The organism is Streptomyces sp. CA-142005, from assembly GCF_050942335.1.
GTDB lineage: Bacteria > Actinomycetota > Actinomycetes > Streptomycetales > Streptomycetaceae > Streptomyces.
Genome location: NZ_CP192078.1, coordinates 1,518,985 through 1,545,352, shown reverse-complemented (window position 1 = coordinate 1,545,352; position 26,368 = coordinate 1,518,985). Strand labels below are relative to the sequence as shown.

At 72.5% G+C, this 26,368-nt stretch carries 25 protein-coding genes; 9 read left to right on the top strand and 16 right to left on the bottom strand.

The window, feature by feature from the left end:
- Window positions 1–39: 39 nt before the first annotated feature.
- Window positions 40–645: a sulfite oxidase-like oxidoreductase gene (locus ACQPXS_RS07530; RefSeq protein ID WP_351805008.1), complete on the bottom strand. Its 606-nt coding sequence runs from the start codon at window positions 643–645 to the stop codon at window positions 40–42.
- A 179-nt stretch (window positions 646–824) separates the two neighbouring features.
- On the opposite strand from ACQPXS_RS07530, the gene ACQPXS_RS07525 reads away from it, so the two are divergent.
- Both ACQPXS_RS07525 and ACQPXS_RS07520 read left to right on the top strand, forming a co-directional pair.
- The gene (locus tag ACQPXS_RS07525; RefSeq protein WP_433448177.1) at window positions 825–1,748 is read left to right on the top strand and encodes an NADP-dependent oxidoreductase; all 924 of its coding nucleotides are present in this window, start codon (window positions 825–827) and stop codon (window positions 1,746–1,748) included.
- Window positions 1,745–2,506 carry a GNAT family N-acetyltransferase gene (locus ACQPXS_RS07520; RefSeq protein WP_433448175.1) on the top strand — a complete coding sequence of 254 codons (762 nt, stop codon included), beginning with the start codon at window positions 1,745–1,747 and terminating at the stop codon, window positions 2,504–2,506. The genes ACQPXS_RS07525 and ACQPXS_RS07520 overlap by 4 nt, the downstream gene beginning before the upstream one ends.
- 38 nt (window positions 2,507–2,544) lie before the next feature.
- Here ACQPXS_RS07520 and ACQPXS_RS07515 read toward each other — a convergent pair whose 3' ends face one another.
- Window positions 2,545–2,943, bottom strand: coding sequence for a MarR family winged helix-turn-helix transcriptional regulator (locus ACQPXS_RS07515; RefSeq protein ID WP_433455744.1), 399 nt, complete (start codon window positions 2,941–2,943; stop codon window positions 2,545–2,547).
- Window positions 2,944–3,069: 126 nt separating this feature from the next.
- Here ACQPXS_RS07515 and ACQPXS_RS07510 point away from each other — a divergent pair, with 126 nt between their 5' ends.
- Window positions 3,070–4,173: a hypothetical protein gene (locus ACQPXS_RS07510; RefSeq protein ID WP_433448173.1), complete on the top strand. Its 1,104-nt coding sequence runs from the start codon at window positions 3,070–3,072 to the stop codon at window positions 4,171–4,173.
- Window positions 4,174–4,224: 51 nt separating this feature from the next.
- Here the strand turns inward: ACQPXS_RS07510 and ACQPXS_RS07505 are convergent, their stop codons facing one another.
- From ACQPXS_RS07505 to ACQPXS_RS07495, 3 genes are read right to left on the bottom strand one after another with little or no spacing between them, the layout of a single operon-like run.
- A complete protein-coding gene (locus tag ACQPXS_RS07505) occupies window positions 4,225–5,466 on the bottom strand; it encodes a vWA domain-containing protein (RefSeq protein WP_433448171.1) in 1,242 nt (413 codons plus the stop codon).
- On the bottom strand, window positions 5,463–6,689 hold the full coding sequence (locus tag ACQPXS_RS07500) for an AAA family ATPase (RefSeq protein ID WP_433448169.1): 1,227 nt from the start codon (window positions 6,687–6,689) through the stop codon (window positions 5,463–5,465). The genes ACQPXS_RS07505 and ACQPXS_RS07500 overlap by 4 nt, the downstream gene beginning before the upstream one ends.
- A 55-nt stretch (window positions 6,690–6,744) precedes the next feature.
- Window positions 6,745–8,334, bottom strand: a complete 1,590-nt coding sequence (locus ACQPXS_RS07495) for a hypothetical protein (protein ID WP_433448167.1) — start codon at window positions 8,332–8,334, stop codon at window positions 6,745–6,747.
- 223 nt (window positions 8,335–8,557) lie between these two features.
- Between ACQPXS_RS07495 and ACQPXS_RS07490 the strand changes: the two genes are divergently transcribed.
- The gene (locus ACQPXS_RS07490; protein WP_433448165.1) at window positions 8,558–9,361 is read left to right on the top strand and encodes a putative protein N(5)-glutamine methyltransferase; all 804 of its coding nucleotides are present in this window, start codon (window positions 8,558–8,560) and stop codon (window positions 9,359–9,361) included.
- Window positions 9,362–9,364: 3 nt separating this feature from the next.
- Here ACQPXS_RS07490 and ACQPXS_RS07485 read toward each other — a convergent pair whose 3' ends face one another.
- On the bottom strand, window positions 9,365–11,443 hold the full coding sequence (locus ACQPXS_RS07485) for a SpoIIE family protein phosphatase (RefSeq protein WP_433448163.1): 2,079 nt from the start codon (window positions 11,441–11,443) through the stop codon (window positions 9,365–9,367).
- Window positions 11,444–11,758: 315 nt separating this feature from the next.
- On the opposite strand from ACQPXS_RS07485, the gene ACQPXS_RS07480 reads away from it, so the two are divergent.
- Both ACQPXS_RS07480 and ACQPXS_RS07475 read left to right on the top strand, forming a co-directional pair.
- Window positions 11,759–12,640, top strand: coding sequence for a hypothetical protein (locus ACQPXS_RS07480; RefSeq protein ID WP_433448161.1), 882 nt, complete (start codon window positions 11,759–11,761; stop codon window positions 12,638–12,640).
- Between the two features lie 104 nt (window positions 12,641–12,744).
- Window positions 12,745–13,116 carry a hypothetical protein gene (locus ACQPXS_RS07475; RefSeq protein WP_351604009.1) on the top strand — a complete coding sequence of 124 codons (372 nt, stop codon included), beginning with the start codon at window positions 12,745–12,747 and terminating at the stop codon, window positions 13,114–13,116.
- Between the two features lie 10 nt (window positions 13,117–13,126).
- On the opposite strand, the gene ACQPXS_RS07470 is transcribed toward ACQPXS_RS07475, so the two are convergent.
- A complete protein-coding gene (locus ACQPXS_RS07470) occupies window positions 13,127–13,540 on the bottom strand; it encodes a tautomerase family protein (protein WP_433448157.1) in 414 nt (137 codons plus the stop codon).
- Window positions 13,541–13,702: 162 nt separating this feature from the next.
- Here ACQPXS_RS07470 and ACQPXS_RS07465 point away from each other — a divergent pair, with 162 nt between their 5' ends.
- Both ACQPXS_RS07465 and ACQPXS_RS07460 read left to right on the top strand, forming a co-directional pair.
- Window positions 13,703–15,718, top strand: coding sequence for an FAD-dependent oxidoreductase (locus tag ACQPXS_RS07465; RefSeq protein ID WP_433448155.1), 2,016 nt, complete (start codon window positions 13,703–13,705; stop codon window positions 15,716–15,718).
- Window positions 15,719–15,749: 31 nt separating this feature from the next.
- Window positions 15,750–16,295: a PadR family transcriptional regulator gene (locus tag ACQPXS_RS07460; protein WP_433448152.1), complete on the top strand. Its 546-nt coding sequence runs from the start codon at window positions 15,750–15,752 to the stop codon at window positions 16,293–16,295.
- Window positions 16,296–16,316: 21 nt separating this feature from the next.
- Here ACQPXS_RS07460 and ACQPXS_RS07455 read toward each other — a convergent pair whose 3' ends face one another.
- Window positions 16,317–16,820, bottom strand: a complete 504-nt coding sequence (locus ACQPXS_RS07455) for a hypothetical protein (RefSeq protein ID WP_433448149.1) — start codon at window positions 16,818–16,820, stop codon at window positions 16,317–16,319.
- Between the two features lie 265 nt (window positions 16,821–17,085).
- On the bottom strand, window positions 17,086–18,060 hold the full coding sequence (locus ACQPXS_RS07450) for a fibronectin type III domain-containing protein (RefSeq protein ID WP_433448147.1): 975 nt from the start codon (window positions 18,058–18,060) through the stop codon (window positions 17,086–17,088).
- Window positions 18,061–18,495: 435 nt separating this feature from the next.
- Here ACQPXS_RS07450 and ACQPXS_RS07445 point away from each other — a divergent pair, with 435 nt between their 5' ends.
- On the top strand, window positions 18,496–19,269 hold the full coding sequence (locus ACQPXS_RS07445) for a glycoside hydrolase family 75 protein (RefSeq protein ID WP_433455742.1): 774 nt from the start codon (window positions 18,496–18,498) through the stop codon (window positions 19,267–19,269).
- A gap of 23 nt (window positions 19,270–19,292) precedes the next feature.
- On the opposite strand, the gene ACQPXS_RS07440 is transcribed toward ACQPXS_RS07445, so the two are convergent.
- From ACQPXS_RS07440 to ACQPXS_RS07410, 7 genes are all read right to left on the bottom strand, one after another.
- On the bottom strand, window positions 19,293–19,703 hold the full coding sequence (locus ACQPXS_RS07440; protein ID WP_356308174.1) for a PTS-dependent dihydroxyacetone kinase phosphotransferase subunit DhaM: 411 nt from the start codon (window positions 19,701–19,703) through the stop codon (window positions 19,293–19,295).
- A complete protein-coding gene (gene dhaL / locus ACQPXS_RS07435) occupies window positions 19,700–20,305 on the bottom strand; it encodes a dihydroxyacetone kinase subunit DhaL (RefSeq protein WP_356308176.1) in 606 nt (201 codons plus the stop codon). The genes ACQPXS_RS07440 and dhaL overlap by 4 nt, the downstream gene beginning before the upstream one ends.
- A 67-nt stretch (window positions 20,306–20,372) precedes the next feature.
- Window positions 20,373–21,365: a dihydroxyacetone kinase subunit DhaK gene (gene dhaK / locus ACQPXS_RS07430; protein WP_356308178.1), complete on the bottom strand. Its 993-nt coding sequence runs from the start codon at window positions 21,363–21,365 to the stop codon at window positions 20,373–20,375.
- A gap of 427 nt (window positions 21,366–21,792) precedes the next feature.
- Window positions 21,793–22,860 (bottom strand): sugar ABC transporter substrate-binding protein, encoded by a 1,068-nt coding sequence (locus ACQPXS_RS07425; protein ID WP_433448143.1) that lies wholly within the window; start codon window positions 22,858–22,860, stop codon window positions 21,793–21,795.
- 257 nt (window positions 22,861–23,117) lie between these two features.
- A complete protein-coding gene (locus ACQPXS_RS07420; RefSeq protein ID WP_433448141.1) occupies window positions 23,118–24,389 on the bottom strand; it encodes a sugar ABC transporter permease in 1,272 nt (423 codons plus the stop codon).
- A gap of 5 nt (window positions 24,390–24,394) precedes the next feature.
- Entirely contained in the window at window positions 24,395–25,165 is a 771-nt protein-coding gene (locus tag ACQPXS_RS07415; protein WP_433448139.1) for an ATP-binding cassette domain-containing protein, read from the bottom strand.
- 40 nt (window positions 25,166–25,205) lie between these two features.
- Entirely contained in the window at window positions 25,206–26,288 is a 1,083-nt protein-coding gene (locus ACQPXS_RS07410; protein ID WP_433448136.1) for a substrate-binding domain-containing protein, read from the bottom strand.
- Between the last annotated feature and the right edge of the window lie 80 nt (window positions 26,289–26,368).

Genomic DNA, 26,368 nt, shown 5'->3' with positions numbered 1-26,368 from the left:
GGGTGGGTGGCGTGGGTGTCCGGGTTCGTTGTCACCGTGTCAGTCACCGGAGTACCGCTGCTCCTGCCAGGGGTTGCCGCGTTCGTGGTAGCCGTTGCCCTCCCAGAAGCCCGGCTCGTCGTGGTCGAGGAGGGTCAGGCCGGCGATCCACTTGGCGCTCTTCCAGAAGTACAGGTGGGGCACCAGCAGCCGCGCCGGGCCGCCGTGCTCGGCCGGCAGCGGCTCGCCGTCGTACTCCCAGACGATCCAGGCCCGCCCGCCGGTGACGTCGGCGAGCGGCAGGTTGGTGGTGTAGCCGGTGTGGGAGCGGGCGACCACATGGGTGGCGGACACATGGGGCCGCACCACATTGAAGAACGCGTCCAGCGAGACCCCGCCGAAACGCACGCCGAACTTCGACCAGCCGGTCACACAGTGGATGTCGCCGTCGTACGCCGACGCCGGCAGCGCGTGCGCCTCGTCCCAGTCCCACGTGTGCGGCAGCTCGACCAAGCCGTCGATCCGGAAGGACCAGTCGGCCGGTGCGAGGTCGGGGGTGACCTCGGCGGACAGGACGGGCCAGTCCTCGCCCGCGTCGTACTGCCCGGGCGGAAGCCCCGGGTTGTGGACGCGCGGGCGGCCCGTGAAGCCTCGCGTAACGTTCATCCTTCAACCGTACGGTGTCCTTCCTTGTGCTCCGTCCCTCGTCACCGACGTCAGGGCCGGATGATTGCGGCCGTATGAACTCTTTCGGGGCCGGGGAATAGCTTCGCGGCGCTTCTCCTTTGCGCTCGATGCCGGCACCGGTACACCGGTGGCAGGGCGACAGAAGCGAGGGAAACTGCATGTCCAAGGCGTATGTCTACACGCGGCACGGGGGACCGGAGGCCGAGGCGCTGATCGATCTGGACCGCCCCGGTCCGGGCCGGGGCGAGATCCTGATCGCGGTCCGCGCGGCGGGCGTCAATCCCGTCGACTGGAAGCTGCGCCAGGGCTTTCGCCGCCCCGGCGAGGGCGAGCGTGTCTTTCCGGTGGTCTTCGGCAGCGAGGCCGCCGGCGTCGTCGCGGAGGTCGGCCCCGGAGTCACCGGCTTCGCCGTCGGCGACGAGGTGTTCGGCGGCGCCGCCCACGGCGCATACGCCGAGTACGCCCTGCTCACCGCCGACGTGACCGCCCACAAACCCGCCGCGCTGTCCTTCCGTGACGCCGCCACCCTCCCGGTCGCCGCCGCCACCGCCTACGACGGCGTCCGCCAGCTCGACCTGCCCGGTGGCTCGACCCTGCTGGTGACGGGCGCGGGCGGCGGCGTCGGCAGTGCGGCCGTGCAGATCGCCCGCGCCTTCGGACTGCGGGTCGTGGGCGTGGCGAGCGAGGGCAAGAAGGAGTTCGTGGAGTCGCTGGGCGCGGTGCACGTCTCCTCCGGCCCCGATCTGGTCGAGCGGGTGCGGTCCGCCGCGCCGGACGGGATCGACGGGGTGTACGACCTGGTGGGCGGCCCGGTCCTCACCGAGGCCGCGGAACTGCTGAAGGACCGCGCCAAGCTGGTCACCGCGGGCTCGCCGCAGCAGGCCGTGGCCGCGCTCGGCGGCGCCGCCGTCCAGCGGGTCCGCACCGCCGCCGTCCTCGAGGCGGTGGCCGACCTCGCCGTACGCGGCGCCCTGAATCCGCACGTCACCCGCGTCTTCCCGCTGGAGCAGGCCGGCCAGGCGCTGCGCGCCGTCGAGGACGGGCACGCCCTCGGCAAGATCGTGATCGAGGTGGCCGCGTGAGCCTCATAGCCGGAGCGGGCGTCGGCGACGGGCCCGCCGCCGACGCCCCGCACGTCCTCGACAACCCCGCCCTCGCCTCGCTGACCGGACCGCACGCCCACTTCGCCCAGCGGCGCGGCCGTGTGCTGCGCTACCCCGTCGACGTCTCTCCCTGGCTGGCGCTGCCCGACGAACCGGACGCCCGGGACTGGGCGGACCTGGCCGCGCTGGCCGGTCCAGGCGCGGAGATCCCGCTGGCGGGCTACGGCGGCGAGGTGCCGGACGGCTGGGAGATCACCTTCCGGATCGACGGCGTGCAGTTCGTGGACGACGGCCTCGCCGCCGCGCCGGACACGGAGGCGGTGCGCCTCGGCCCGGCGGACGTACCCGAGATGCTCGACCTCGTGGCCCGCACCCGGCCCGGGCCGTTCCTGCCGCGCACCGTCGAACTCGGCACCTACCTCGGCATCCGCCGTGCCGGGGCGCTGATCGCCATGGCGGGGGAGCGGCTGCACCCGCCGGGCTTCACCGAGATCAGCGCGGTCTGCACCGACCCCGCCTTCCGCGGCGAAGGCCTCGCCACCCGGCTGATCCTCGCGGTCGCGCACGGCATACGGGAGCGCGGCGAGACGCCCTTCCTGCACGCCAGCGCCCAGAACACGGGCGCTATCCGGCTGTACGAGTCCCTCGGCTTCAGGCTGCGCCGCCGTACGGCGTTCCTCGCGGCGCGCGCCCCGGAGCGGCTGGCCGGCGGGCGGGCCGAGGTCCCGGTGGCGTGACCGGCACGGGCCGGGACGCGCCCGGGTCCCGGTGACCCTCAGCCGGCCCCGGTCTCCCCGGGATCCGCGTTGTACCGCTCCAGGTAGGCCGCGAAGCGCACCAGGTCCTCCTCCGGCCAGCCCGCGAGCCGCGCGCGGAACGCGGCCCGGCGGCTGCGGGTGACCTGGGCGAGGATCTCCCGGCCGGCCTCCGTCAGATGCAGCACCTGGACCCGGTGGTCCTCCGGGTCCAGGCGGCGCTCGATCAGCCCGGCCCGCTCCAGAGCGGCCACCTGGCGGCTGACGGTGGACTTGTCCAGCGCGTAGTGGGCGGCGAGATCCGTCGCCCGGCAGCCGCCCCGCTCCTCCAGGTGGCCGAGCAGGGTGTACGACACCAGGGACAGCTCGGGGTGCATACGGCCCGCCGAGGCCCGGGCCCGGCGGGCGAAGATGGTCATCTCGCGCTGGATCGTCTCGACGGCCGACTCCGCTGCGCTCACGGGAATACCTCCTCCGGCGTTCTAGTTGTATAGTACAACTTGAATGTAAAGTTGTATAAGCCAACCTTTGGAGGTTCGCGCGCGATGAGGTCACCGGCACTGCGCCATGTGCTCACGCACCTGATCACCCCGCTGCTGATGTGCATAGGCATGGGGCTCGCGTACATGGGGGCGTTCGTGACCCCGGAGCCGCACCACCTGCCGGTCGCCGTCGTCGGCAGCGCCCCGAAGGCCAAGGTCTTCGCTCAGACGGTCAAGGACACCGCCGGGGACAAGCTGGACGTCCGCACGGTCGCGACCCGCGCCGACGCCGTCGACCTGCTGGAGTCCCGCCAGGTGACCGGCGCCTATGTGCCCAGCGCCAAGGCGCCCGAGCTGCTGGTGGCGAGCGCCGCCTCCGACATGGGCGCGACGGCGGTCGAGAAGGTCTTCACGCCGGTCGCCGCCGAGCAGGGCGTGCCGCTGAAGGTCACCGACGTGGCCGAGCCGGTCGCCGACGACCCCACAGGCCAGGGCCTGTTCTTCCTGCTGATCGCCCTCAGCATCGGCTCCTACGCCTCGGTCGCCGCCCTCGGTGCCGCGGGCGCCGCCCTCTCGATGCGGGTACGGGCGCTGCTCACGCTCGGTGTCTCCGCCGCGGTCAGCGGCATCGGAGCGCTCCTCGCCGGACCGGTGTTCCACCTCGCCCGCCACGACCTCGCGGGCGTCTGGGGCATGGCCTGGCTGTACTCGGCCGGCATCCTCTTCATCGGCGTCGGCCTGCACACCTTCCTCAAGCGGTGGACCACGCTCACCATGATGGTGCTGTTCGTGATGCTCAACTTCACCAGCTCCGGCGGGTTGTTCCGCCCCGAGCTGCAGAACGGCTTCTTCGGCACGCTGCACGCCTTCTGGAACGGCGCCGGCTTCGTCGAGGGCGTCCGCAGCCTGCTGTACTTCGGCGACGACGGTCTGTCGCGCAACGTGTCGACGCTCGTGGTCTGGCTGCTCGTGGGCCTCGTCGTGACCGGGATCGCGGCCCTCTACGAGCGTCCCCGCCGGGCCCGGCACGCGGTCGGCCACCCCGGCACCGCTACGACCGAGGCCGAGGCGACCGTCACGCCGGCCGTTCTGCCCACCGAGCGGGAGGCGGCGCGGGCGGCCGAGGAGGAGGCCGAGGAAGAGGTCGAGGAAACGGTCGGCGTCTGACCCAGCCCTGTGCCGGTACTTCGGCGGCGCGGGTGCCGGCGTCCCACCCCGTCACCCCGCCGCCGACCCGATCGTCACCACCCGCGCCCACGCCGGCGGCGCGTCCGGCTGGTAGTCGGGACGGTTCTCGTCGTACGAGCCGCCGACCCGCGGAAACAGCCCCACCACCGTGCGGCACGGCGGCCGTTCGTCCGGCCACGGCGTCTGACCGTCGGTCAGGACCACGACGGCGTCGGGCCGGGTCCGCAGCGCGCGGGCGAACCCGGTGCGCAGATCCGTCCCGCCGCCGCCCACCAGTTCGATGCCCTCCGTCCGGCACAGTGGCTGCACGGTCTGGGCGGCGGCGTCGCAGGACAGCACGGAGACCAGGTCCCGCCGGCCGCCCACGGCCCGGCAGATCGCGGTCACCTCCAGCAGCGCGCTGCCCAGTTCGGCGTCGCTGACCGACCCCGAAGTGTCGATGACGACGCACACCCGGGGCGGCCTGCGCCGCAGACTCGGCAGGACGATCCCGGGCAGCGCCGCCGAACGCCGCGCCGGCCGGCCGTGGCTGTAGTCCTCGCCCACCCCCGGAGCGGAGACCGCCGACCGCAGTGCCGAGCCCAGCAACTGCCGCCACGGCTGCGGCGGATGGAACACCTCCTCCGCCCACCGCCGCCAGCCCTGCGGGGCGCTGCCCGGGTGGCCCTTGATGCCCTGCGCCACCCGGAACCGGACCGCGTCCCGCTCCTGCTCGCTCAGCCCGTGCGCACCGTCCGGCCCCAGCTCCCAGCCGCGGTCCCGCCCGTCGGCGCCGCTGCCGCAGTCCAGCCAGGCCAGCCGGGCAAGGCGCGGCCCGAGCCGGAACTGCCGCAGGTAGTCCTCCATGAGCTCGCCCGGCCGCAGCCCCAGCGTCCCTGGCGTCACGGCGTCTTCGGGCCGCACCAGCCCGTCGCCGTACACATCGTCGTTGATCTCGCAGTCGGCGGCGATGTTCATGCGCAGCCGCTCCGCCGGCCCGGTCAGCTGGTGCTCACGGGCGAACCGGTCGCCGCGCCCGTGATGGTCGCGCAGCAGATGCGCCACCTCGTGCACCCACACCGCCGCCAGTTCCGCCACCGGTGTGCGGTCCACGAACGCCGGGGAGACATAGCACCGCCAGTACCGGTCGACGCCCATCGTCGGAACCTCCCGGGACTCCACCGGCCGCAGCGCGAACAGGGCGGTCGCCAGGTAGGGGCGGGCCCGGGCCGCGTGCAGCCGCGCGGCGAACAGCTTGCCGCGGTCCAGCGCGGCGGGTGCGTCCGCCGTCATCGGCGTGCCCCGGCGACCCGGGCGGCCTGGTCGGCCCGCCGGGACAGCGACACCACCCCGGCGAGCCGCTCGACCGCCGCCGGCACGTCCCAGCCCTCCCGGCGCAGGGCGGCCAGCGTGGTCGCCGGGACGACCACCACGTCCGGTGCCCCGGTCTCCATCGCCCGCACCAGCAAGGCCCAGGCCGCGTCCCAGCGCGCCCGCTCGGGGCGCCCTCGGACCGCGTCCACCACGCCGTCGAGCACGGCCTGCCGCAGATCCCCGCGCTCGGGAAGTTCGGCACCCGCCGGGTCGGCGAGCAGCGTCTCGGGGTCGGGCAGGTCCATCCGGTCCAGACTCGCCAGCAGTTCCAGCCCGGGCCCGTCCCCCACGGTGCCCCGGACCAGCAGCGACAGCACGTCCCGCGACGATCCGGCGGCGGTCGCGAAGGCGATCAGCCGCAGGGTCGCCTCCCAGCTCCGGGGCGACGGCCATGCGCCGCCCCGGCGGCTCTCGCCGCTCGGCAGCCGGTGCACCAACCCCGGCCGCGCGACGAGGAATGCGCACACCGCGCGCCGGGCGAAGGCCACGGCCTCGGACAGCCGCTCGGGGTCGAGCGCGGGCAGGGCCGCCCGCGGCCAGGTCCCGCCGAGACCCCGTACGACGACGTCGTGGTCGTGGGCCCACTGCAGATGCACGAACCGGTTGGCCAGCGGCGGGCTGAGCTCCCAGCCGTCGGCCGCCGAGGAGCGCGGGTTGGCGGCGGCCACGATCCGCACCCCGGGCGGCAGCCGCAGCGCGCCGATCCGCCGCTCCAGCACCAGCCGCAGCAGGGCCGCCTGCACCGCCGGGGGAGCGGTGGACAGCTCGTCCAGGAACAGCAGGCCCCGCCCGGCCCGTACGAGCCGCACGGCCCAGTCCGGCGGGGCCATCGGGACGCCCTGCACCGCCGGATCGTCTCCGACGACGGGCAGGCCGGAGAAGTCGGACGGCTCGTGGACGCTCGCGATCACGGTCGTCAGCGGCAGGTCCAGGGCGGCGGCCAGCTGGGTCAGTGCCGCCGTCTTGCCGATGCCGGGCTCGCCCCACAGCAGCACCGGAAGATCGGCGGCCACGGCCAGGGTCAGCGCCTCCAGCTGTACGTCGGTGCGGGGTTCGGTGGTCGTCTCGCGGAGCAGGTCCAACAGGGCTTCGGCTACATCGAGTTGAGGGGCGAGGGAGACAGGAGCGGTGGCAGCGGTCATGTGGGATCACCTGAAGGATGTAGGAGGGGGTGAAGTCGGTGGAAAGAAAAGGGGTTCAGAAGAAGGTGACGGAGCGGGACTGCCGTCGGGTGGGGCGGCGGCCTCGGCCGGTGCGGCGGCCCGGGTCGGTGGAGGTGCCGCCGGAGCCGGTCAGACCGGCCCGGTACAGCCCGTAGGCGATACGCCGCTCGGCGGCCGCCGTGAGCTCGTCCCGCAGGGGTCCCTCGCGCAGCACCGCGCCGGGACCCAGCAGCCCCTCGACCACGACGAGGGCGCCTTCGGTGTCCCCGTGGTCCAGCCGTTCCCGGACACCGGCGAGGCAGTCGGGGCGCCGGTGCGCCTCGTCGATGACCCGCAGACAGGGCAGCGGCGGCCCGCCGAGCGCGGCCAGCAGCTCCTCCCGCCGGATCTCCTCCGGGTCGTGGTCCAGCGGCACCAGGACGCCGTCGACCAGGCCGATCCGGTGCGTGGCTCCCCGGCACTCCACCCGCCGCGCCTGTTCCACCGGATCCGGATCGCGGACCACACCCGGCGCCGAGTGGCCGGGCGACAGCGCGGCGGCGACCAGGGGATGCAGCCGGTCCGCGCCGAGCAGCCCGGCACGCAGCAACTCCAGATCGGGCGCCACCCAGGTCGCCGCATCGGGCAGCACCGGCACGGCGGACAGACCGCCCGGCGGAGGCTCGTCGACGATCCGCAGGCCCGGCGCGCCGCCACGGCCTGCGACCTGGTCCAGGAGCCCGCCCGGGCCCGGCGGCCCGCCGGCCGCGTCGGCCCCGCGCCGGTTCTCGGCCCGGTTCGGGGCGTTGCCCTCATCCGCGAGGTGGTGCGGTCGGCCATGGCGCCGGGGGCCGGCCGCCGGGTCCGTGGGCGGTCCGGCCGGGTCGGTCCCGCGTCGGTGTTCGGCGGGATCCTGCGCGTCGCTCCCGTCCGCCGCCACCGCCAGCACCAGACGGCGACGGCCGCCGAGTCGTACGGCGAAGGTTCCGCCGGAGTGTCCTTCGGCGCGCAGCAGGATGCCCGCCTCGGCCGTCCACCGGCCGACGGCACAGCCGTGCCCCGGCGGGACGAGACCCAGCGGATCGCGGTCGGGCGGCGCGGGACCGCCGGCGCCCGACCGGTCGCGCAGCTCGCCGGCCCTGGTCGCGTCCCACAGGTGCCTGTGCAGATCGAGCCGGTAGCGGCGGTTCGGGCGGGGATGCGGATGGCGGCCGGTGGGCGCCTCGGCCGGATCGAACAGGGCGAGGGTGATCCGCTGGCCGGCGTCCGCCCAGGCCGGTGGGGTACGGGCCACGAGATGCAGCGGGCCGGCCCGGCCGGGCCGCTCGTACCGGGCCAGCGTCAGGGTCAGGCCGGGGCGTAGCAGCCCGTCGGGCGCGATCCTCGGCATGTGCCAGCGCAGCAGGTCCGGGGCGAGACGGCGGAGGTCGGCGCGGAGCCGGGCCGCGATCTCCCGGCCGTGGGCGCGGGCAATGGAACGCAGATCGAGGTCGACGTCGATCCGGGCGGCGGCACAGGCCCCCGCCCAGTCCCCGGCGGCGCGGCGACCGGTGGCGAGCTCGATCATGGACGGTGGCACGGCATACGTCCGTACGCGTAGCCACAAGGAAAGCCGGGAATCCCCGTACGCGGTGGAAGGGAGCATCAGCGCTCACCTTGCGCGGACGGGACCCCCAATCTCTGCGAGGCGTGAGTCGTCATCGCGGCGAGCGTAGCCGCCCGCCCCGGCACCGCGCCACGTGTTTTTCCCGCAGGAAACCGGGTGCACCCCTTGCGGTATGGTGGCCGTCCGGTCGCGGACGGTGCACCGGCAGCGGTGACCGCGAGAGCGCCCTGAAGTCCCGCGCTCCGAAAGGCTTTCGGCGCCCATGTCGTCTTCTGGTTCCCTGTCCTCCTCTTCCCCTTCCTCCCAAGCCACCCTCGTCTCGGCGCTGCGCGCCGCCGGGTGCGTCTTCGCCGAGGACGAGGCGGAGTTGATCCTCGCCACCGCCGGCACGCCCGAGGAAGCGGCCTCGATGGTGGAACGGCGCGCCGCCGGGCTTCCGCTCGAACACGTCCTGGGCTGGGCCGAGTTCCACGGTGTGCGGGTCGCGGTGGAACCGGGGGTGTTCGTCCCCCGCCGCCGTACCGAGTTCCTGGTCGACCAGGCGCTGGCCCAGGCGCCGCGGGCGGGTGTCGTCGTGGACCTGTGCTGTGGCTCGGGCGCGCTCGGCGCGGCCCTCGCCGCCGCCCTGGACGGAGCCGAGGTGCACGCGGCCGACATCGACCCGGCCGCCGTACGCTGTGCCTCGCGCAACCTCGCCGCCTTCGACGGCCGGGCCCACCAGGGCGACCTCTACGACGCCCTGCCCGCCGCGCTGCGCGGCCGCGTCGGCATCCTGACCGCCAACGTGCCGTACGTCCCCACCGCCGAACTGCCCCTGCTGCCGGCCGAGGCCCGCGACCACGAACCGCGCGTCGCCCTGGACGGCGGCGCCGACGGTCTGGACGTGCTGCGCCGGGTGGCCGCCGGGGCGCCCGAGTGGCTCGCACCGGGCGGCTGTCTGCTGACCGAGACCAGCGAGCGCCAGGCACCGGCCGCCGCACGGATCTTCACCGACGCAGGCCTGACGGCCCGTCTGGCGGTGTCGGAGGAGCTGTCCGCGCACGTGGTGACCGGCGTACTGCCGTAACCGTCAGGGCAGTTCCTGCGCCCGCGCGATGAGCAGGGCGACGTCGTCGTGGTTGTCGGGGTGGTGCAGGGTGCGCAGCAGGAAGTCGCAGGTCTCCTCCAGGGGACGGGCCGGGTCGTCGAGCAGGGACAGCAGGAAGTCCAGGCGTTCGTCGAGGGAATGGCGGCGGGTCTCCACCAGACCGTCGGTGTAGAAGACGAGTTCGTCGCCGGGCTCGAAGTCGACGGTGACGGTGGTGAAGGCGACCCCGCCCACGCCCAGCGGGACCCCGGTCGGCAGGTCGAGCAGTTCCGGCGGGCGGCCCGGGCGGAGACGGGCCGGCGGCAGATGCCCGGCGTTGGCGATCCGGCACTCCCGCAGATGCGGATCGTGCACGGCGTACATGCACGTCGCGATGGAGTGGTCCAGGGCCGACGTCGTCTTGTCCAGGTGCTCCAGCAGCAGCGCCGGGTCGAGGTCCAGGGCGGCCAGCGTGGTGGTCGCCGTGCGCAGCCGGCCCATGGTCGCGGCCGCGCTGAGCCCACTGCCCATCACATCGCCCACCACGAGCGCGGTCTTGCCGCCCTCCAGGGGAATGACGTCGAACCAGTCGCCGCCGACCTCGCTGGTGGCCCCGGCGGGCTGGTACCGGGAGGCCACCTCCAGGCCGATCGTCTCCGGCGGGCGGCTGGGCAGCAGACTGCGCTGCAGCGTGAGGGCGGTGTTGCGGGCGTTCTGGTACCAGCGCGCGTTGTCGATCTGCACGGCCGCGCGGGCGGCCAGCTCCCGGGCGAGCAGGACGTCGTCCTTGTCGAACGGCGCCGGATTGCGGGTCCGTTTGAGGTCCAGGGCCCCGAGCACCTCACCGCGCGCGATCAGCGGTACCGCGAGATACGAGTGCAGTCCCGCGCGGTCCAGCAGTTCGGCCGACTCGGCGCAGCGGGCGATGCGCGGCAGGTCCTCGTCCTTCACCTGCGGCACCAGCACCGCCTCGCCGGAGCGCACGCACTCGGTGACCAGCCGGTCGGGTCCGTACCACGCGATCCGGCCGGGCGGGTCGGCGGCCCGTACCGCGTCCGAGTCGTCCTGCGGGCGCACCGCGAGGGCCCGGATCATCGCCGACTCCGACGGTCCCAGCGTGCTGCGCCGGCCGTCCACCACCGAGTCGAGCAGGTCCACGGCGGCCACGTCGGCGAGTTCCGGTACGGCGACCTCGGCCAGTTCGCAGGCGGTGCGGTCCAGGTCGAGCGTCGTACCGATCCGGGCGGATGCGTCGGCGATGACCGCGAGCCGGCGCCGTGCGGCCTCCGCCTCCAGGGAGGCCCGGTGCTGCTCGGTGATGTCGACGACCGAGACCGCGACGCCGAGCACATTGCCCATGGCGTCGTCGAGCCGGTACAGCGAGTGCGCCCAGGTGTGGTCCTCGTCCGGGTCGGCGGGGGTGCGGCCGACCAGCGTGCTGTCGATGACCGGCACGCCGGTGTCCAGCACCCGCCGGGCGCCGGCCTCCACCGGCTCGGAGTCCAGCATGGGCAGGACCTCGCGCATCGTCCGTCCCACGTGCTCGGCGGCCGGCACCCCGTTGATCTGCTCCAGGGCCGGGTTGACCGAGACGAACCGCAGCTCGGTGTCCAGGACGGCGTAACCGATCGGCGACTGCTTCACCATCCGCTCGGACAGCGCCACGTCCTGCTCGAGGCGCCGTACGGTCGACTGGTCGGCGCAGAGACCGAGGGCGTACACGTCACCGTGGTCGTCCAGCAGCCGCATGTTGCGGAACTCCACCAGGCGGGTGCTGCCGTCCTTGTGCCGGATCGGGAAGCCGCCGGCCCAGCTCTGCCCGGTGCGCATGACATCGGCGAAGAGCTTGCCGACCAGCTCGAAATGGCGTTCGTGGACCATGAGCCGGGCCGCGTACTGTCCGAGGGCCTCGCCCGCGCTGTACCCGAACAGCTCCTCCGCCTGCGGGCTCCACAGCACGATCCGCCCGGTGGTGTCCAGCACCACCGAGGCCACGCCGAGCACGTCGAGCAGGCCGCCCGGCCGCACCGGCCCGCGCACGGGCTCGCCGCCGTCCGTCACCGGAGCCTCGGCTGCACTCATGCCATGCACCGCCTTCGCCCGTCCGCACGGCACGCCGTCCCCCGTGCCGACTCCCCTTGATCCACCGCGCTCACACCCGACTCTCCGACGCCGTGCCGGTTACCTCCACCATCTCTCACCACAGCCGTGCGCGTCCGCCGAAGCCGTCACGCCGGGACCGAACTCCTGTCCCGGACATCCTGCACGCCCGTTCGGCGGACGGGGAGAGTTCACGCTCATGTTGCTGCATTGGCCTGTACATGACTAACGCGCCACGCCAGACTGTCCGCCGACCGAGTGGTTCCCGCCCCCCGCACCCCGCCCAAGGAGTCGGCCATGCCCGCGTCCGCCCGGCAACGTTGTCACGCAGTCCTCTGCGGACTCGTCACCCTCGCCACCGCCGCCGTCGTGTCCCTCGCCGCACCCGCGCCCGCCTCCGCCGCCGGCACCTGGACGGAGACCGGCTCCGACCGCGCCCGGCCGCTGGACGAGAGCCAGGGACTGACCTCCGTGGAGGTCCCCGCGAACAGTCCCAACCGCTACACCGGTATCGGCACCATTCCCCTCGGTGTCTCCAGCCGCGGCTGGAACCACGTCGGCGATCCCGACGCCTCGTACAACGGCTACTACATCGAGCCCTACCAGCAGGACTCCGGCAACTCGAAGATGTACCGCGTGCAGGCGCCCGACGGCACCTGGTCGGAGTACGTCCACACGCTGAGCCCGGGCGAGGCCCTGAACAACTCCTGGGACGCCGTCTCGCCCGACGGCCAGTGGATGCTCTCGGGCGAGTGGGGCACGATGAACCGGCTGCTGGTCTTCCCCACCCCCGGCGTCAACCCGTCCACCTCGCCGTCGGCGAACCTCCCGCAGGTGTCCGCGGTCGACCTCGACCACGCCGTCCGCGACGTCCAGGGCTGCGACTTCTCCGGCCCCACCACCCTGCTGTGCTCCTCCGACGACCCGGACGGCAATCTCTTCGGCCTCACCAAGCCGCTGCTCCAGATCGACCTGTCCGCCCCGCCGAACGGCACCGGGGACGTCACCGGCCACGTCACCGCCCTGCGCCAGCTGCCGCTGCGCAGCTCCTGCTCCGGCACCTTCGAGGCGGAGGGCATCGACTACGACCGCCGTACCGGGATCCTGCGCGTGATCGTGATGTCGCCGGGCTTCTGCATCCTGACGGACAGCAAGACCTACAAGTTCTCCCGCGGCTGAGCCCGGCTGGGGTGTGCCGACCGGCAGGTGGTGCTTTCCTGGGGGTGGACGCGGTTCGGCGGGGTACTCCCTTCCACCGCGGCGCGCCACGAAAGGAGCGATCAATGGCACACACGGAGCGGTCGCATCCCGAAACCGTCACGGTGGAGATCAGTGGTTCCAAGGAGGACGCCCGCCTCGTCTTCGACGCGCTGGGGTCCTGCTTCGCCTCCGACCGGGGCGCGGACGAGATCCCTCAGCAGCTCCACGAGGTCCGGCCGATGGTCTGGCTCGGCACGTACGACGTCGCGGACGCCCGGGGGCCGGGCTGCCCGCCGGTCCACCTCGACGCGTCCGTCCAGGCGGACGTGCAGGGCGGCTACTGGGCCGTGGACCGGTTCCGGCACACCCTGGACTCGATGTTCACCGTCGAGGAGACCTGTACGGCCTCCGGCGACCAGGAGAGGGACCTGCATCTGCGGCTGCGCAGCCGCTGACCCTCTCGCGCTACGAGTACGCCCCGGCCGGCTCCCCGCCGGCCGGGGCGTACTGCGCCTCGCCGTTGCCGAAGGACCAGTCGGCGGACGTGTTCTCGGTGACGGTGACGACGACATTGCGCGGCGCGGTGCCGGTGCGCTCGTGCACCAGCTCGGCGATCCGCCGGTAGAGCGCGCGCTTCTGCTCCGGGGAGCGCCCCGAGCGCATGGTGACGGCCACGAACACCACCGCGTCGTCCTTGCGCACGCCCAGGTGGTCGCCGTAACGCAGGGTGCTCGTGGTGCCGTCGTGGCCGGTCAGCACCTGGAAGCGGTCTTCGGGCGGGACGCCGAGCGTCTCCCCCAGGGCGTCCTGGACGGCCTGGCCGAGCGCGTCGAGCCGGGCGGGGTCGGAGCCGAGCGCGTCGATGCGGACGAAGGGCATGGTGTGGAGTCCTTTCGGGGCGGGCAGGGATCGGGCTCGTGCTGTACATACTAGTAGGTACAGAGTGGCCGGTGTCACCCCTCGACGGTTGTGCAACTAGTTGCATAAAGGCTCTCGCGTCCTCTACAACAAGAGGCGACGACACCGCGCACGGAGGGCCCGATGAGCCGTTACCCGCATCTGATGACCCCGCTCGACCTGGGCTTCACCACCCTGCCCAACCGCGTGCTGATGGGCTCCATGCACGTCGGCCTGGAGGAGGCCGAGCGCGGCTTCGAGCGCATGGCGGCGTTCTACGCGGCCCGCGCCCGCGGCGGCGTGGGTCTCATCGTCACCGGCGGCATCGCGCCCAACGACGAGGGCCGGCCGTACGAGGGCGGCGCCAGGCTCACCACCGAGGCGGAGGCCGAGCAGCACAAGGTGGTCACCGAGGCCGTGCACCGCGAGGGCGGCCGGATCGCGATGCAGATCCTGCACTTCGGGCGGTACGCCTACCACCAGGACCTCGTCGCACCCAGCCCGCTGCAGGCGCCGATCAGCCCCTTCGTGCCGCGCGAACTCACCGACGCCGACGTCGAGCGGACCATCGACGACTACGCCCGCGCCGCCCGCCTCGCCCGCCAGGCCGGCTACGACGGCGTGGAGATCATGGGCTCCGAGGGCTACCTCATCAACGAGTTCATCGCCGCGCAGACCAACCGGCGCACCGACCGCTGGGGCGGCTCCTACGAGAACCGGATGCGCTTCCCCGTCGAGATCGTCAAGCGGGTGCGCGAGGCCGTCGGCGAGGACTTCATCGTCATATACCGGCTCTCCATGCTCGACCTGGTCCCGGGCGGCTCCTCCCTGGAGGAGGTGATCACCCTGGGCAAGGCGGTCGAGGCCGCCGGGGCGACGATCATCAACACCGGCATCGGCTGGCACGAGGCCCGTATCCCCACCATCGCCACCTCCGTCCCGCGCGGCGCCTACACCTGGGTCACCAAGAAGCTCATGGGCGAGGTGTCCGTGCCGCTGGTGACCACCAACCGCATCAACACCCCGGAACTCGCCGAGGAGTTGCTGGCCGGCGGCTACGCGGACATGGTCTCCATGGCCCGCCCCATGCTCGCCGACCCCGACTTCGTCGCCAAGGCGGCCGCCGGGACGCCCGAGGCCATCAACACCTGCATCGGCTGCAACCAGGCCTGCCTCGACCACACCTTCAGCGGGAAGATCACCTCCTGCCTGGTCAACCCGCGCGCCTGCCACGAGACCGAGCTGGAGCTCTCCCCGACCCGGCTGAGGAAGCGCGTCGCCGTCGTCGGCGCGGGACCCGCGGGCCTCGCCTGCGCGGTGAGCGCCGCCGAGCGCGGCCACGAGGTCACGCTCTTCGACGCCGCGAGCGAGATCGGCGGCCAGCTCAATGTCGCCCGCAAGGTCCCCGGCAAGCAGGAGTTCGACGAGACGCTGCGCTACTTCCGCCACCAGCTCGACGCCCACGGGGTCGACGTACGCCTCGACACCTGGGTCACCGCCGAGACCGTGGCCGGCTACGACGAGGTCGTGGTCGCCACCGGTGTCACCCCGCGCACCCCGGACATCCCCGGCGCCGACCACCCGCGCGTCCTCGGCTACCTCGACGTGCTGCGGGACGGCGCGCCCGTCGGCGACCGGGTCGCCATCCTCGGCGCCGGCGGTATCGGCTTCGACGTCGCCGAGTACCTCACCGACGGCGGGGACAAGGCGAGCGAGGACCCCCGGACGTACTTCCGCAACTGGGGCGTCGACATGGACTACCAGGCTCCGGGCGGCCTCGCCGCGCCGCAGCGGCCCACCCCGCCCCGCCAGGTCCACCTGCTCCAGCGCAAGACCACCAAGGTCGGCGCGGGCCTCGGCAAGACCACCGGCTGGATCCACCGCACCGAGCTCAAGCACCGCGGCGTGACCATGGTCCCGGGCGTCCGCTACGACCGGATCGACGACGCCGGCCTGCACATCACCGTCGGCGAGGAGAGCACCGTGCTGGAGGTCGACACGGTGGTGCTGTGCACCGGCCAGGAGCCGCGCCGTGACCTGTACGAGGAGCTGGCCGCCGCCGGGCGCAGCGTCCATCTGATCGGCGGCGCGGACGTCGCGGCCGAGCTGGACGCCAAGCGGGCCATCAAGCAGGGCACGGAGCTGGCGTCGGCGCTGTAGGCCCCGTACGGGCGATCCCTAGGATGAGGCCATGTCACTCCCGCACGCGATCCTCACCGCCCTGCTGGAAAAGCCGTCGTCGGGGCTGGAGCTGACCCGCCGGTTCGACAAGTCGATCGGCTACTTCTGGTCGGCGACGCACCAGCAGATCTATCGCGAGCTGGGAAAGCTGGAGGCCGACGGCCTCATCCGCACCCTGCCGGCGCAGGCACCGGCCCGCGGGCAGAAGAAGAGCTACGAGGTCCTGCCCGCGGGCCGTGCCGAACTGGCCCGCTGGACCGCCGCCGGGCAGGACCCCAAGCCGCTGCGGGACACGCTCCTGCTGCGGCTGCGGGCCGCGGCGGTGGTCGGCACGGCGGGCCTGGAGACGGACCTGCGCCGCCATCTCGAGCTGCACCGGCGGCAGTTGGCCGAGTACCGGGAGATCGAGCAGCGCGACTTCCCACCGGACCGCGACGCCCCCGAGGACCGGCTGCGCCATCTCGTGCTGCGGGCCGGCATCGATCTGGAGACCTTCTGGACCCAGTGGCTCACCCACGCCCTGGCGGAGTTCCCCGAACTGCCCGAGCGCCACTGAACCGGGCCCGCGGCCGGTCCCTCAGAGCCGGTGCGGCTTCGAACGCCGGCGCAGATACCAGCCCGTGACGACGGCCCCGGTGCTCACCAGGGCCGCGCCGATGCCCAGCGTCAGCGTGCCGTAGTCCCGGGCGGCACCGCCGAGGCCGCCCAGCACACCCCGGGAGGGCGCCGGCGAGGCCGTGGAGGAGGTCGTCGGTTCCGAACCCGAGCCCGAGCCCGACGCGACCACGGTGTACGTGCCCGGCCGCACTCCCGTCCAGGCCGCGGACTGGCTGACGGTCGTGCCCGACAAGGCGGACTGCCGGCCCTGGGAGAAGTTCGCCTGCCTGCTGGTGAGCAGGGCCGCGTTGCCCCAGGTGCCGTTGATCTCGGAGCACGCGCCGGTGACCACCGAGACGGCCGACCCGGTGGTGCTGACGGAGATGCCCGAGGCCGCGGCGGACGGCACGGCGAGGGCGGCCGGGAGCGCCGCGGCGGCCGCCAGGGTCAGACCGCAGCGGACGAGGAGGGGCGAGGTGTGCATGGGTCGGCCTTCCGGCGGCACGGTCGGCGGAACGTCCCATGCGCCGCCGGGGATCGGGAAGCGTCCGTGCTGCCTGGGCAGCAGCCAACGGGGCGACGGGGGTGCCCGCACCCGGGAGGCGGCCGGTCAGGTGACGGTTTCCTTCGGGCGGCGGAGGTCGCCCACTCGTCTGCCGGGAGCCGTGTGTCGGCGGGTGCGCATGGTCTGCGCATGGTCCGTGGCTGGTCGCGCGGTTCCCGCGCCCCTGGGGTGGCTGCTGCGCCCGTCAGCCGCCCGTGGTCACCGTTCGCTCCGGCGACCACCCGCCCCACGTGCCGTCCGGCAGCCGTGCCCGCAGCCGCACCCGGTGCTCGTCCCCGGAGGCCCGGCCGACGTAGAAGCTGTAGGCCGCCCGCCCGGGCGGGGGAGTGCCGCCCCACACCAGCGAGGTCGCCGCGGCGCCGTCCAGCCGGATCTGGTACTCGGTGATCACGCCGTCCGTGCGCGGCGGATCCCAGGACAGGTCGAGGTAGTACGCCCCGCCGGCCCGGTGGGTCTGTGCGGTGAAGCCGGTGGGCGCGGTGTCCCGCCCGTCGTCGGTGCCCGGGGTCGTGAGGCGGACCGGGGCGCTCGCGGGGGAGAGGTTGTCGGCGGCGTCGCGGGCCCGCACCGTGAAGACGTAGCCGGTGCCGGGGCGCAGGCCGGTGACCACGGTCGCGGTCTGGCTCCCGCCGACGCTGTGGATCTTCGCCCCGCCCTGGTACACGTCGTACGACACCACGCCCCGGTCGTCGCGGGAGGCGCTCCAGGACAGCTGGACCTCCCGGGCGCCGAGCACCCGCCCGGCGGGATGCGACGGCCGGGTGGGCGCCGAGCGGTCCGCCGTCGCGCCGGGCGGGGTCCGCGCCCGCACGGAACGGCTCGGCGGCCCGAGCCGCCCCTCGGTGTCCCGGGCCCGCACGGTGAAGGCATACACGGTGGACGGCCTGAGCCTGGTGACGTCCACCATGTGCCGCGAACCCGGCACGTCCTGCACTTTCCTGGTGCCGCTGTACACCTCGTAAGTGCGGACACCGGGGCTGTCCGGCACCGCATTCCACATCACGTGCACGCTGGTGGCGCTGCCCGCCTGCGCGGTGACCCCGGTCGGAGCCCCGGGTGCCCGGCCCTCGTCGGCTTCGCCGCCCTGGCCCAAGGCGCAGGACGCGACCAGCAGCAGGGCCCCGCAGACCGGCACGAGCGGCCACGGAACGCGTCGCACGGCTCTGCCTCCCCGGGGGCCGGCGGCATGGGCAATCACGTAAAGGTCCGGACCAATATGGCGTGGCGGGTGCGGATGCGGCAAGAGGGCCGCACGGGTGACCTGTGGGGCCCGCGATGGTGACCATGCCGGAAAGTTTCGTATGCTGAGCTTCCTTACGGCTGAACTTCCCGAGAGGGCAGGGGAGTTCATGCCGCTGGCGCGGACACGCTGTCGTCGCCGAAGCCGCGCCGACGCGGGTGGCCGGGGGATCGGGGGCGGGCTTCGTTCCCGATCCCCGGCCCCTGTTGTCCTGATCTGTTCTTTTGTCCCTCATCAGGCGTCAGAAGCGTGCTCCATCCAGCCCCTTCCGGGCGACCGGTACGCACGGACGCCGGGACCCGCACCAGAGTGTGCTGGATGTCCGCCCGTCCCCGACGAGAGGGTCCCCTCATCGTGCGTGTCCCGTCGCTGACGCCTGCCCTGGCCGGCGTCGCCCTGCTCGCCCCGGCTGCCCTGCACGTCCCGACCGCACTGAACGCCCCGGCCGAACTGCACCACCCGGCCGCCCTGCACGACCCGGCCGCACTCCACCACCCGGCTGCCGTCGCCCCGCCCAGGGACCGGCCCGCGACCGCCGGCCGGAGCGCGGTGGCCGCCACCGCGCTGCTGGCCCGGCTGGGCGAATGCCACCAGATCTCCCGCGGCCGGTACCGCACCGACGCCGCCAGACCCGCGACCGTGCCCGTCTGCGGCACCGGGGACGCCGTCTTCTGGAAGGCCGACCTGGACATCGACTGCGACGGACGCTCCACCGCCCGCTGCAACCGCCGCACCGACCCGCAGTTCGCCACCATGACCGCCTACCGGCAGTCCGACGGCCGGCATCTCAACGCCGCGGCCCTGCCCTACATCGTCGTCCCGGCCCCCAGCCGCATCTGGAACCCCCGCGAGCACGGCGTACGGGGCGGCTCGGTCGCCGCCGTGGTCTACCGGGGCCGGGTGCAGTACGCCGTGGTCGGCGACACCGGCCCGCGCGACATCATCGGCGAGGCCTCCTACGCCACCGCCCGGGCCCTCGGCATCCGGGCCAACCCGCGCAGCGGCGGGGTGCCCTCCGGGGTCACCTACATCGTCTTCAAGCACTCCCGGGTGCGCCCCATCGAGGACCACACGGCGGCCGCCGCCGCAGGAGTCCGGCTGGCCAGGCTGTTCGTCGCGAACAGATGACCAGCCGGCCTGCCGCGGCCGTGTCACACCTTGCGGTAGCCGTACGCCTCCGTCGCCGCGGCCTCCACCGCGTCCAGGTCGGCCCCGGTGGCGGCGGTGACCACCGCCGCCACCGCTCCCTCGACGAACGGCGCGTCCACCAGCCGGGCGCCGTCCGGCAGTTCGTCACCCTCGGCGATCAGCGCCTTCACGGTGAGCACGGCGCTGCCGAGATCGGTGAGCACCGCCACCCCGGCGCCCCGGTCCACCGAGGCCGCCGCGGCGGAGATCAGCTCGGCGCTCGTGCCCATCCCGCCGCCCTCGGTGCCGCCCGCCGGGGCCACGGGCACCGCCGGGGCCCCGCCCGCCAGGCCCTTCGCCAACTCGGCGACCGAGGCGGCCACTTCCGCGCTGTGCGACACCAGCACGATGCCGACCACCTTCTCCTGACTCACCGTCCGCCCTCCGCCGCCTCTTCGAGACCGGCGACGAGCAGCGCCGACGAGGTCGCCCCCGGGTCCTGGTGCCCGATGCTGCGCTCGCCGAGGTAGCTGGCCCGGCCCTTGCGGGCCTGCAGCGGGGTGGTGGCCACCGCGCCCTCCTCGGCGGCGGCCCGCGCGGCGGCGAAGCCGTCGCCGAGCGCGTCCACGGCCGGCACCAGGGCGTCGATCATCGTCTTGTCGCCGGGGGCCGCCCCGCCCAGCGCCATCACCCCGTCCACGCCCGCGCGCAGCGCCTCCGCCAGCTGCTCCTCGCTGACCTCGGCGGCGTCGCCGAGGGCCTTGCCGGTCCGGCGCAGCAGCGTGCCGTACAGGGGCCCGGACGCGCCGCCGACCGTGGAGATGAGCAGCCGCCCGGCGAGCACCAGAACCGCGCCCGGGGTGTCCGGCGCCTCCTTCTCCAGGGCGGCCTGCACGGCGGTGAAGCCGCGCTGCAGATTGCTGCCGTGGTCGGCGTCCCCGATGGCCGAGTCGAGGGCGGTGAGCCGCTCCGCCTCACGGTCCACGGACGCGGCGGTCGCCGCCATCCAACGGCGGAAGAAGTCGGCGTCGAGCACTGGATCTCCTTGCGTGGTAGGGGTGATGACCGGCGTGCTACGGGTGATGGTCGCCTCGTCCGCCGTATCACATCCCCCACCGCAGCGCAGGAGTCTTCACCGGCGCGTCCCACAGCCGCAGCAGTTCCTCGTCGGCCTGGCAGAGCGTCACCGACGCGCCCGCCATGTCCAGGGAGGTGACGTAGTTGCCGACGAGCGTGCGGGCCACGGCGACCCCGCGCTCGCGCAGCACCCGCTGCACCTCGGCGTTGAAGCCGTACAGCTCCAGCAGCGGCGTGGCGCCCATGCCGTTGACCAGCACCAGCACGGGGCTGCGCGGCGGCATGTCCTCCAGGACCGCGTTCACCGCGAAGTCGGCGATCTCCCCGGAGGTCATCATCGGCCGCCGTTCCCGGCCCGGCTCGCCGTGGATGCCGATGCCCAACTCCAGTTCTCCGTCCGGCAGATCGAAGGTGGGGCTGCCCTTCGCCGGGGTCGTACAGGCGCTGAGCGCCACACCGAAACTCCGGGAGTTCTCGTTCACCTGACGCCCGATGGACTCGACCCGCTCCAGCGGCTGCCCCTCGGCCGCGGCGGCACCCGCGATCTTCTCCACGAACAGCGTCGCACCGGTGCCGCGCCGTCCGGCCGTGTAGAGACTGTCCGTGACCGCCACATCATCGTTGACCAGCACCTTGGCGACCTGGATGCCCTCGTCCTCGGCCAGTTCGGCCGCCATGTCGAAGTTCAGCACGTCGCCGGTGTAGTTCTTCACGACGAACAGCACACCCGCGCCGCTGTCCACGGCCGCGGCGGCCCGCACCATCTGGTCCGGCACCGGGGAGGTGAACACCTCTCCGGGACAGGCGGCGGAGAGCATGCCCGGGCCGACGAACCCGCCGTGCAGCGGCTCGTGCCCCGACCCGCCACCGGACACCAGCGCGACCTGCCCGGCCACCGGAGCGTCCCGCCGGACGATGACCCGGTTCTCCACGTCCACGGTCAGATCGGGATACGCGGCCGCCATCCCGCGCAGCGCGTCCGCCACGACGGTCTCCGGGACGTTGATCAGCATCTTCATGGGTGCCTCCTGGTGAGGTTGACAGATGGGCCTCTGACGCATGTCTTTGCTGGTCAGGCTGGGTAAGGTCGGTTATCGATCTTGGCGGTCCATGGTGAGTGGAAGCGGGTTCTGACGGTCCTGATGCTGACTTGATGCCGACTTGCCTGACGAAGCGTCAGGCAACCTTCGGTGATCGGCGGCCCTGTGGTCGAAATCCTGCTGTCGGCAGTATCGACCTTGCAGCAGCGAAGGTCACGTGGAGTGGAGCGGATGCCTGCGAGTGCCTACTGGTGTCGTCGGCCGGTCGCAGGTCGGTGTCGGCACTACGAGTGATCTTCTGCTGACGGCGTGGATCGCCGAGGAGAACCTGGCCAGGCGGCTTGCCGCTGCCCTCGACCGCTGGTGGCCGAAGACCCGGCGGTTCACGCAGCGGTCGGACGCGGTGTCAGCCGAGGCTGTTGCCCCACAGGGACGTGTCGGTGCTCTTGAGGCTGGGGACGCCACCGTACGTGCCGCCGTCGGCGGTGACGAGCGGGGCGGAGAGCTGGTCTTCCAGAAGTCCGTCGCGGGCCCGCACGATGGTGCTGTCGTGGTCGGTCTTGCCGGGCTTGAACGTCTTCCCGGCTATCGCGGCCTTCAGGTAGTACAGGGCGTACTTGGCGTAAAGGTTGGCCGGCTGGGACACGGTGGCGTCGATGGTGCCGTTGGAGATGCTCTTGAGTTCCCTGGGGATGCCGTCGTTGGAGACGACGAACACGTGCTTCTTGTCCTTGGGCCCGGCCAACAGCCCTTCCCGCTTGAGCACGTGGAGCGTGCCGGACAGGGCCAGGCTGGACTGCAGGTAGATGCCCTTGATGTCCGGGTGGGCTGTCAGGTCGTTCTGGAGCTTCTGCGCGGCGACGGCGCCGTCCCAGTTGGTGGCCTCGCCGAACACCTTGATGCCCGGGTAGTTCTTCCTCATGCAGTCGTTGAATCCCTCGGTCCGGTCACGGCCGTTGATCGATGCGAGGTCGCCCTGGAGCATCACGAGCTTGCCCTTGCCGTCCAGCTTGGTGCCCAGGTACCTGCATGCCTTCTCGCCGTAGGCGCGGTTGTCGGCGCGGACCACCATGTAGACCTTGCCGGTGTCGGGGCGGGTGTCGATGGTGACGACCGGGATCTTCGCCGCCTGCAACTGCGCCAGGATCGGCGCGATGGCAAATGTGCTCTGCGGGGCCATCGCGATGCCCTTGACGCCCTGGAGGATGAGTGTCTGTGCGTTGGCGGCGAGTTTGGCGACATCGTTCTGCGAGTTGGTGGTCTTGAGCGAGAGGCCGAGTTGCTTGGCGTAGTCTGGCGTGTACTTGATGTACGCGTTCCAGAAATCGGTGTCGGAGCGCGGGTAGTCGACGCCGACCAGCGGCTTGTCGTCGCTCGACGTGGCCGTGATGCCGGCGCCGCCGCTGCAGGCGCTGAGCAGCACCAGTGCGGAGAGGGCGGAGGCAGTGCAGCAGAGGACGGATCTGAGCCTCATCGGTATTTCCTCGCGCTGGGTCCCGAAGCGCCTGCCGTCTACCCCTCGGAAAGGCCGACTGTGAAATCCCGGCTCAGCCGGGCCAGGGGATGGTGGCGGGCTCACTTGGGCGGGAGCCACATCTCATCAATCGTGTCGAAATTTTGATCCACATCCGACCGACACCAAATTGCCTCTTTATCTAATATGCATACGGCGGAAACGTTCTCATTATATCTAGCCGTTGTCTTTGCATACCTGTTCCGCCCGTGCAAGTGTCAGGCACGCCCGTGCGCCTGCAGCTTGTGCCGGGACAGGGAGTCGATGACCACCGCGGTGAAGAGCACCCCGCCTGTGATCACCAACTGGACGGCTGTGGGCGTCTCGGTGAGGGCCATGCCCGAGGCGATCGACTGGATGACCAGTATGCCGAGCACTGCGGACCAGGTCGTACCGCGTCCTCCGAACAGGCTGGTGCCGCCGATGACGGCGGCAGCGATGGCGTTGAGCAGCAGGACGCCGGAGCCGGAGTTCTGGCTCACCGACGTGATGCGCGACGCCAGGATCAGGCCGCCGGTCGCTGCCAGGGTGCCGGAGACTGCGAGCACGGCCGTCTGTACGCCGGTCACGTTGAGACTGGCGCGACGGGCCGCCTCCACGCTGCTCCCCAGCGCGTAGACCTGCCGTCCGTAGGGCGTGCGACGCAGCATGATGTCGAGGCCCGCCACCACGGCGAGGAAGATGAGCAGAGCCAGCGGAAGGCCCTGGAACTGGTTCAGCAGATAGGCGGAGGCGAAGGCGATCACCGCCACCACTCCCGTGCGCACCCCGATGGTGGGCAGCGGATGGTGTGGCATGCCGACGGCCATGCGACGGCGCCTGTTCAGGTAGGAGGCGAGGAAGACCAGAGCTGTGGCGAGTCCCGCTACCGCGTAGGCGACGCCGGCGTTGCTGAAGTAGTAGCTGGTCAGCTGGGCGACGAGCCCGTTCTCGTCGAGGTTGACGGTGCCGCTGGTGCCGAGGATGGCGAGCATGAGGCCGTTCCATGTCAGCAGCCCGGCGAGGGTGACCACGAAGGCAGGCACCCGGGTTCTGGCGACGGAGTACCCCTGGAGGGCTCCTGCCACGGTGCCCGTCAGCACGGCGGCGAGCAGGGCAAGCCATTCCGGCACGCCGTTGTTGACGCTGAGCACGGCGAAGACTGCGGCGGCGAGCCCGCTGATCGAGCCGACCGACAGGTCGAGTTCACCGAGCAGCAGCACGAAGACGATGCCGACCGCGATGAGGCCCGTGCCCACGATGTCCACGCTGAGGTTGGACAGGTTACGGGGCGAGAGGAACGTGGAGTTGATGCACTGGAAGGTGATCCAGACCGCGGCGAGGACGAGGGTGACGGGAAGGTAGCCCAGCTCACCGGCGCTCAGCCTGCGCCGCCGGACGGCGATCCAGCGCGCCATGGCACGGGTGACGGCCCGCCCGGCGCGGCGCTGAGGGGCTTCTGCGGTGACTGCCGCGGGATCGGCCCGCATCTCGTCCGGCATGTTACGCATCCCTTTCACCACTCGGCCTCGGGGTGGGCCGGCCGGCGGGGCGCGTTGTCCGTGGCGCCCGTGATGGAGGAGATGATCTGCTCCTGGGGGGCGGTGCTCACGTCGAAGAAGCCGTTGTTGCGGCCGAGCCGCAGCACGGCGGCCCGGTCCGCGAGGGCCTTCACATCGCCCATGTTGTGGCTGATGAGCAGGATCCCCAGGCCCTGATCCCGGAGACGGTCGACGAGGTCGAGGACTTCGGTGGTCTGCTCGAACCCGAGCGCCGCGGTCGGTTCGTCCAGAAGAAGGACGCGCGGGTCGCCGAGGAGCGAGCGGGCGACGGCGACGGTCTGCCGCTGACCGCTGGACAGTGACACCAGGGGGGCGCGCAGATCGGGGACGCTCCGGGTCAGGCGCTCCAGCAGTTGCCCGGTGCGGCGCTCCATCTCCACCTCGTCGAGGAAGCCGAACCTGCGGAGCTCTCGGCCGAGGAAGAGGTTGCCGACGACGTCGAGGCCTCCGCACAGCGCCAGGTCCTGGTAGACGGTGGCGATGCCGAGGTCCCGGGCTTCTTGGGGACGCCGTATGTCAACGGGCCGGCCCTCCCACTCGATGGTCCCCTTGTCCGCGGGAGCGACCCCGGAGATCACCTTGACCAGGGTGGACTTGCCGGCTCCGTTGTCGCCGAGCAGGGCGAGGACCTGGCCGGCGTGGATCTCCAGCTCGATGTCCCGGAGGGCCTCTATGACGCCGAAGCGCTTGCACACGCCGTGCAGGGCGAGCAAGGGGGGCGGCAAGAGGATCACCTCCTTCCCGAGCCTGGGCCGGCCTCGCCCGTCAGGTCAGCCGGGCCTTGTGGCAGTCGCCCGCGAGTGGCGGGGTGCAGATCTGTTCGAGCGTGTACACGCCGTCCTTGACCAAGGTGTCCTTGATGGTGGCAAGCGTCACGGGCACCGGGGTGAGCAGCACGGCCGGAACCTCCGCGCCGCCGCGCGTTTTCATCCGCCTGGTGGTCACTCCGTCGAGGCGCTGACCACGGGCGGCGGCCACGGCCATGGCGCCGCCGGCGGCAGCCTCGGGTCCGAACGGCTTGTAGACCGTCATGTACTGATCGCCGCTGACAATGCGCCGTACGGCTGCGAGCTCGGCGTCCTGCCCGGTGACGGGGGGCAGCGGGCTCACCTTGTTGGCCTTGAGGGCGGCGATGCTGCCGGCGGCGAGGCCGTCGTTGGCGGCGTAGACGCCGTCGATGCTGCCGGCGCCCAGGGCGGAGATGGCTCCGGACATGTTCAGGTTCGCCGCCTCCGTGCTCCACTGGGGTGTGTCGTACTCCTTGGCGATCGTCACTTTCCCCTGGAGTTCGGACAGTGCGCCCTGCTTGAACGACAGCGCGTTGGGGTCGCCGGGGTCGCCGTTCATCATCACGATCCGGCTGCCGTGCGCCCTGGCGCTCATGCCCGTCAGCAGCGCCTTGCCCTGGAGCCTGCCGATCTCCTGGCCGTCGAAGGAGACGTAGCCCGAGATCGGGCCCTCGGCGAGGCGGTCGTAGGCGATGACCGGGACGTGTGCGGCAGCTGCTTTTCCGACCGAGGCGCCCATGGCCCTGGCATCGACGGCCGCCAGCACGATGGCATCGACTCCGTTGGCGATCGACGAGTCCATCTGTTCCTGCTGGATGGCCACGTCACCTTTGGCGTTGGCGTGCTCGATCGTGCAGTCGCCGCACAGCTGCCGGATCTTCTGCTCCAGCAGGGGCCTGTCGCGCGTCTCCCAGCGTGCGGTGGTGGAGTCCGGCAGCAGCACGCCGATCTTCCGCGCGCTCCCTGAGGTGTTCCCGGCGTCCGATCCGCAGGCGGTGAGGGACACGGCCGTCGAGACCGCGGCCAGGGCGAGGGCGGTGTCCCGAACGCAGACTTTCATGCGCGAGGCCTCCCTCCTCCCTGGAGCCACGCGGCTGCGACCGGGGTGCAACAGCGCAGCTCACCGGGGCGCCGCCGGGG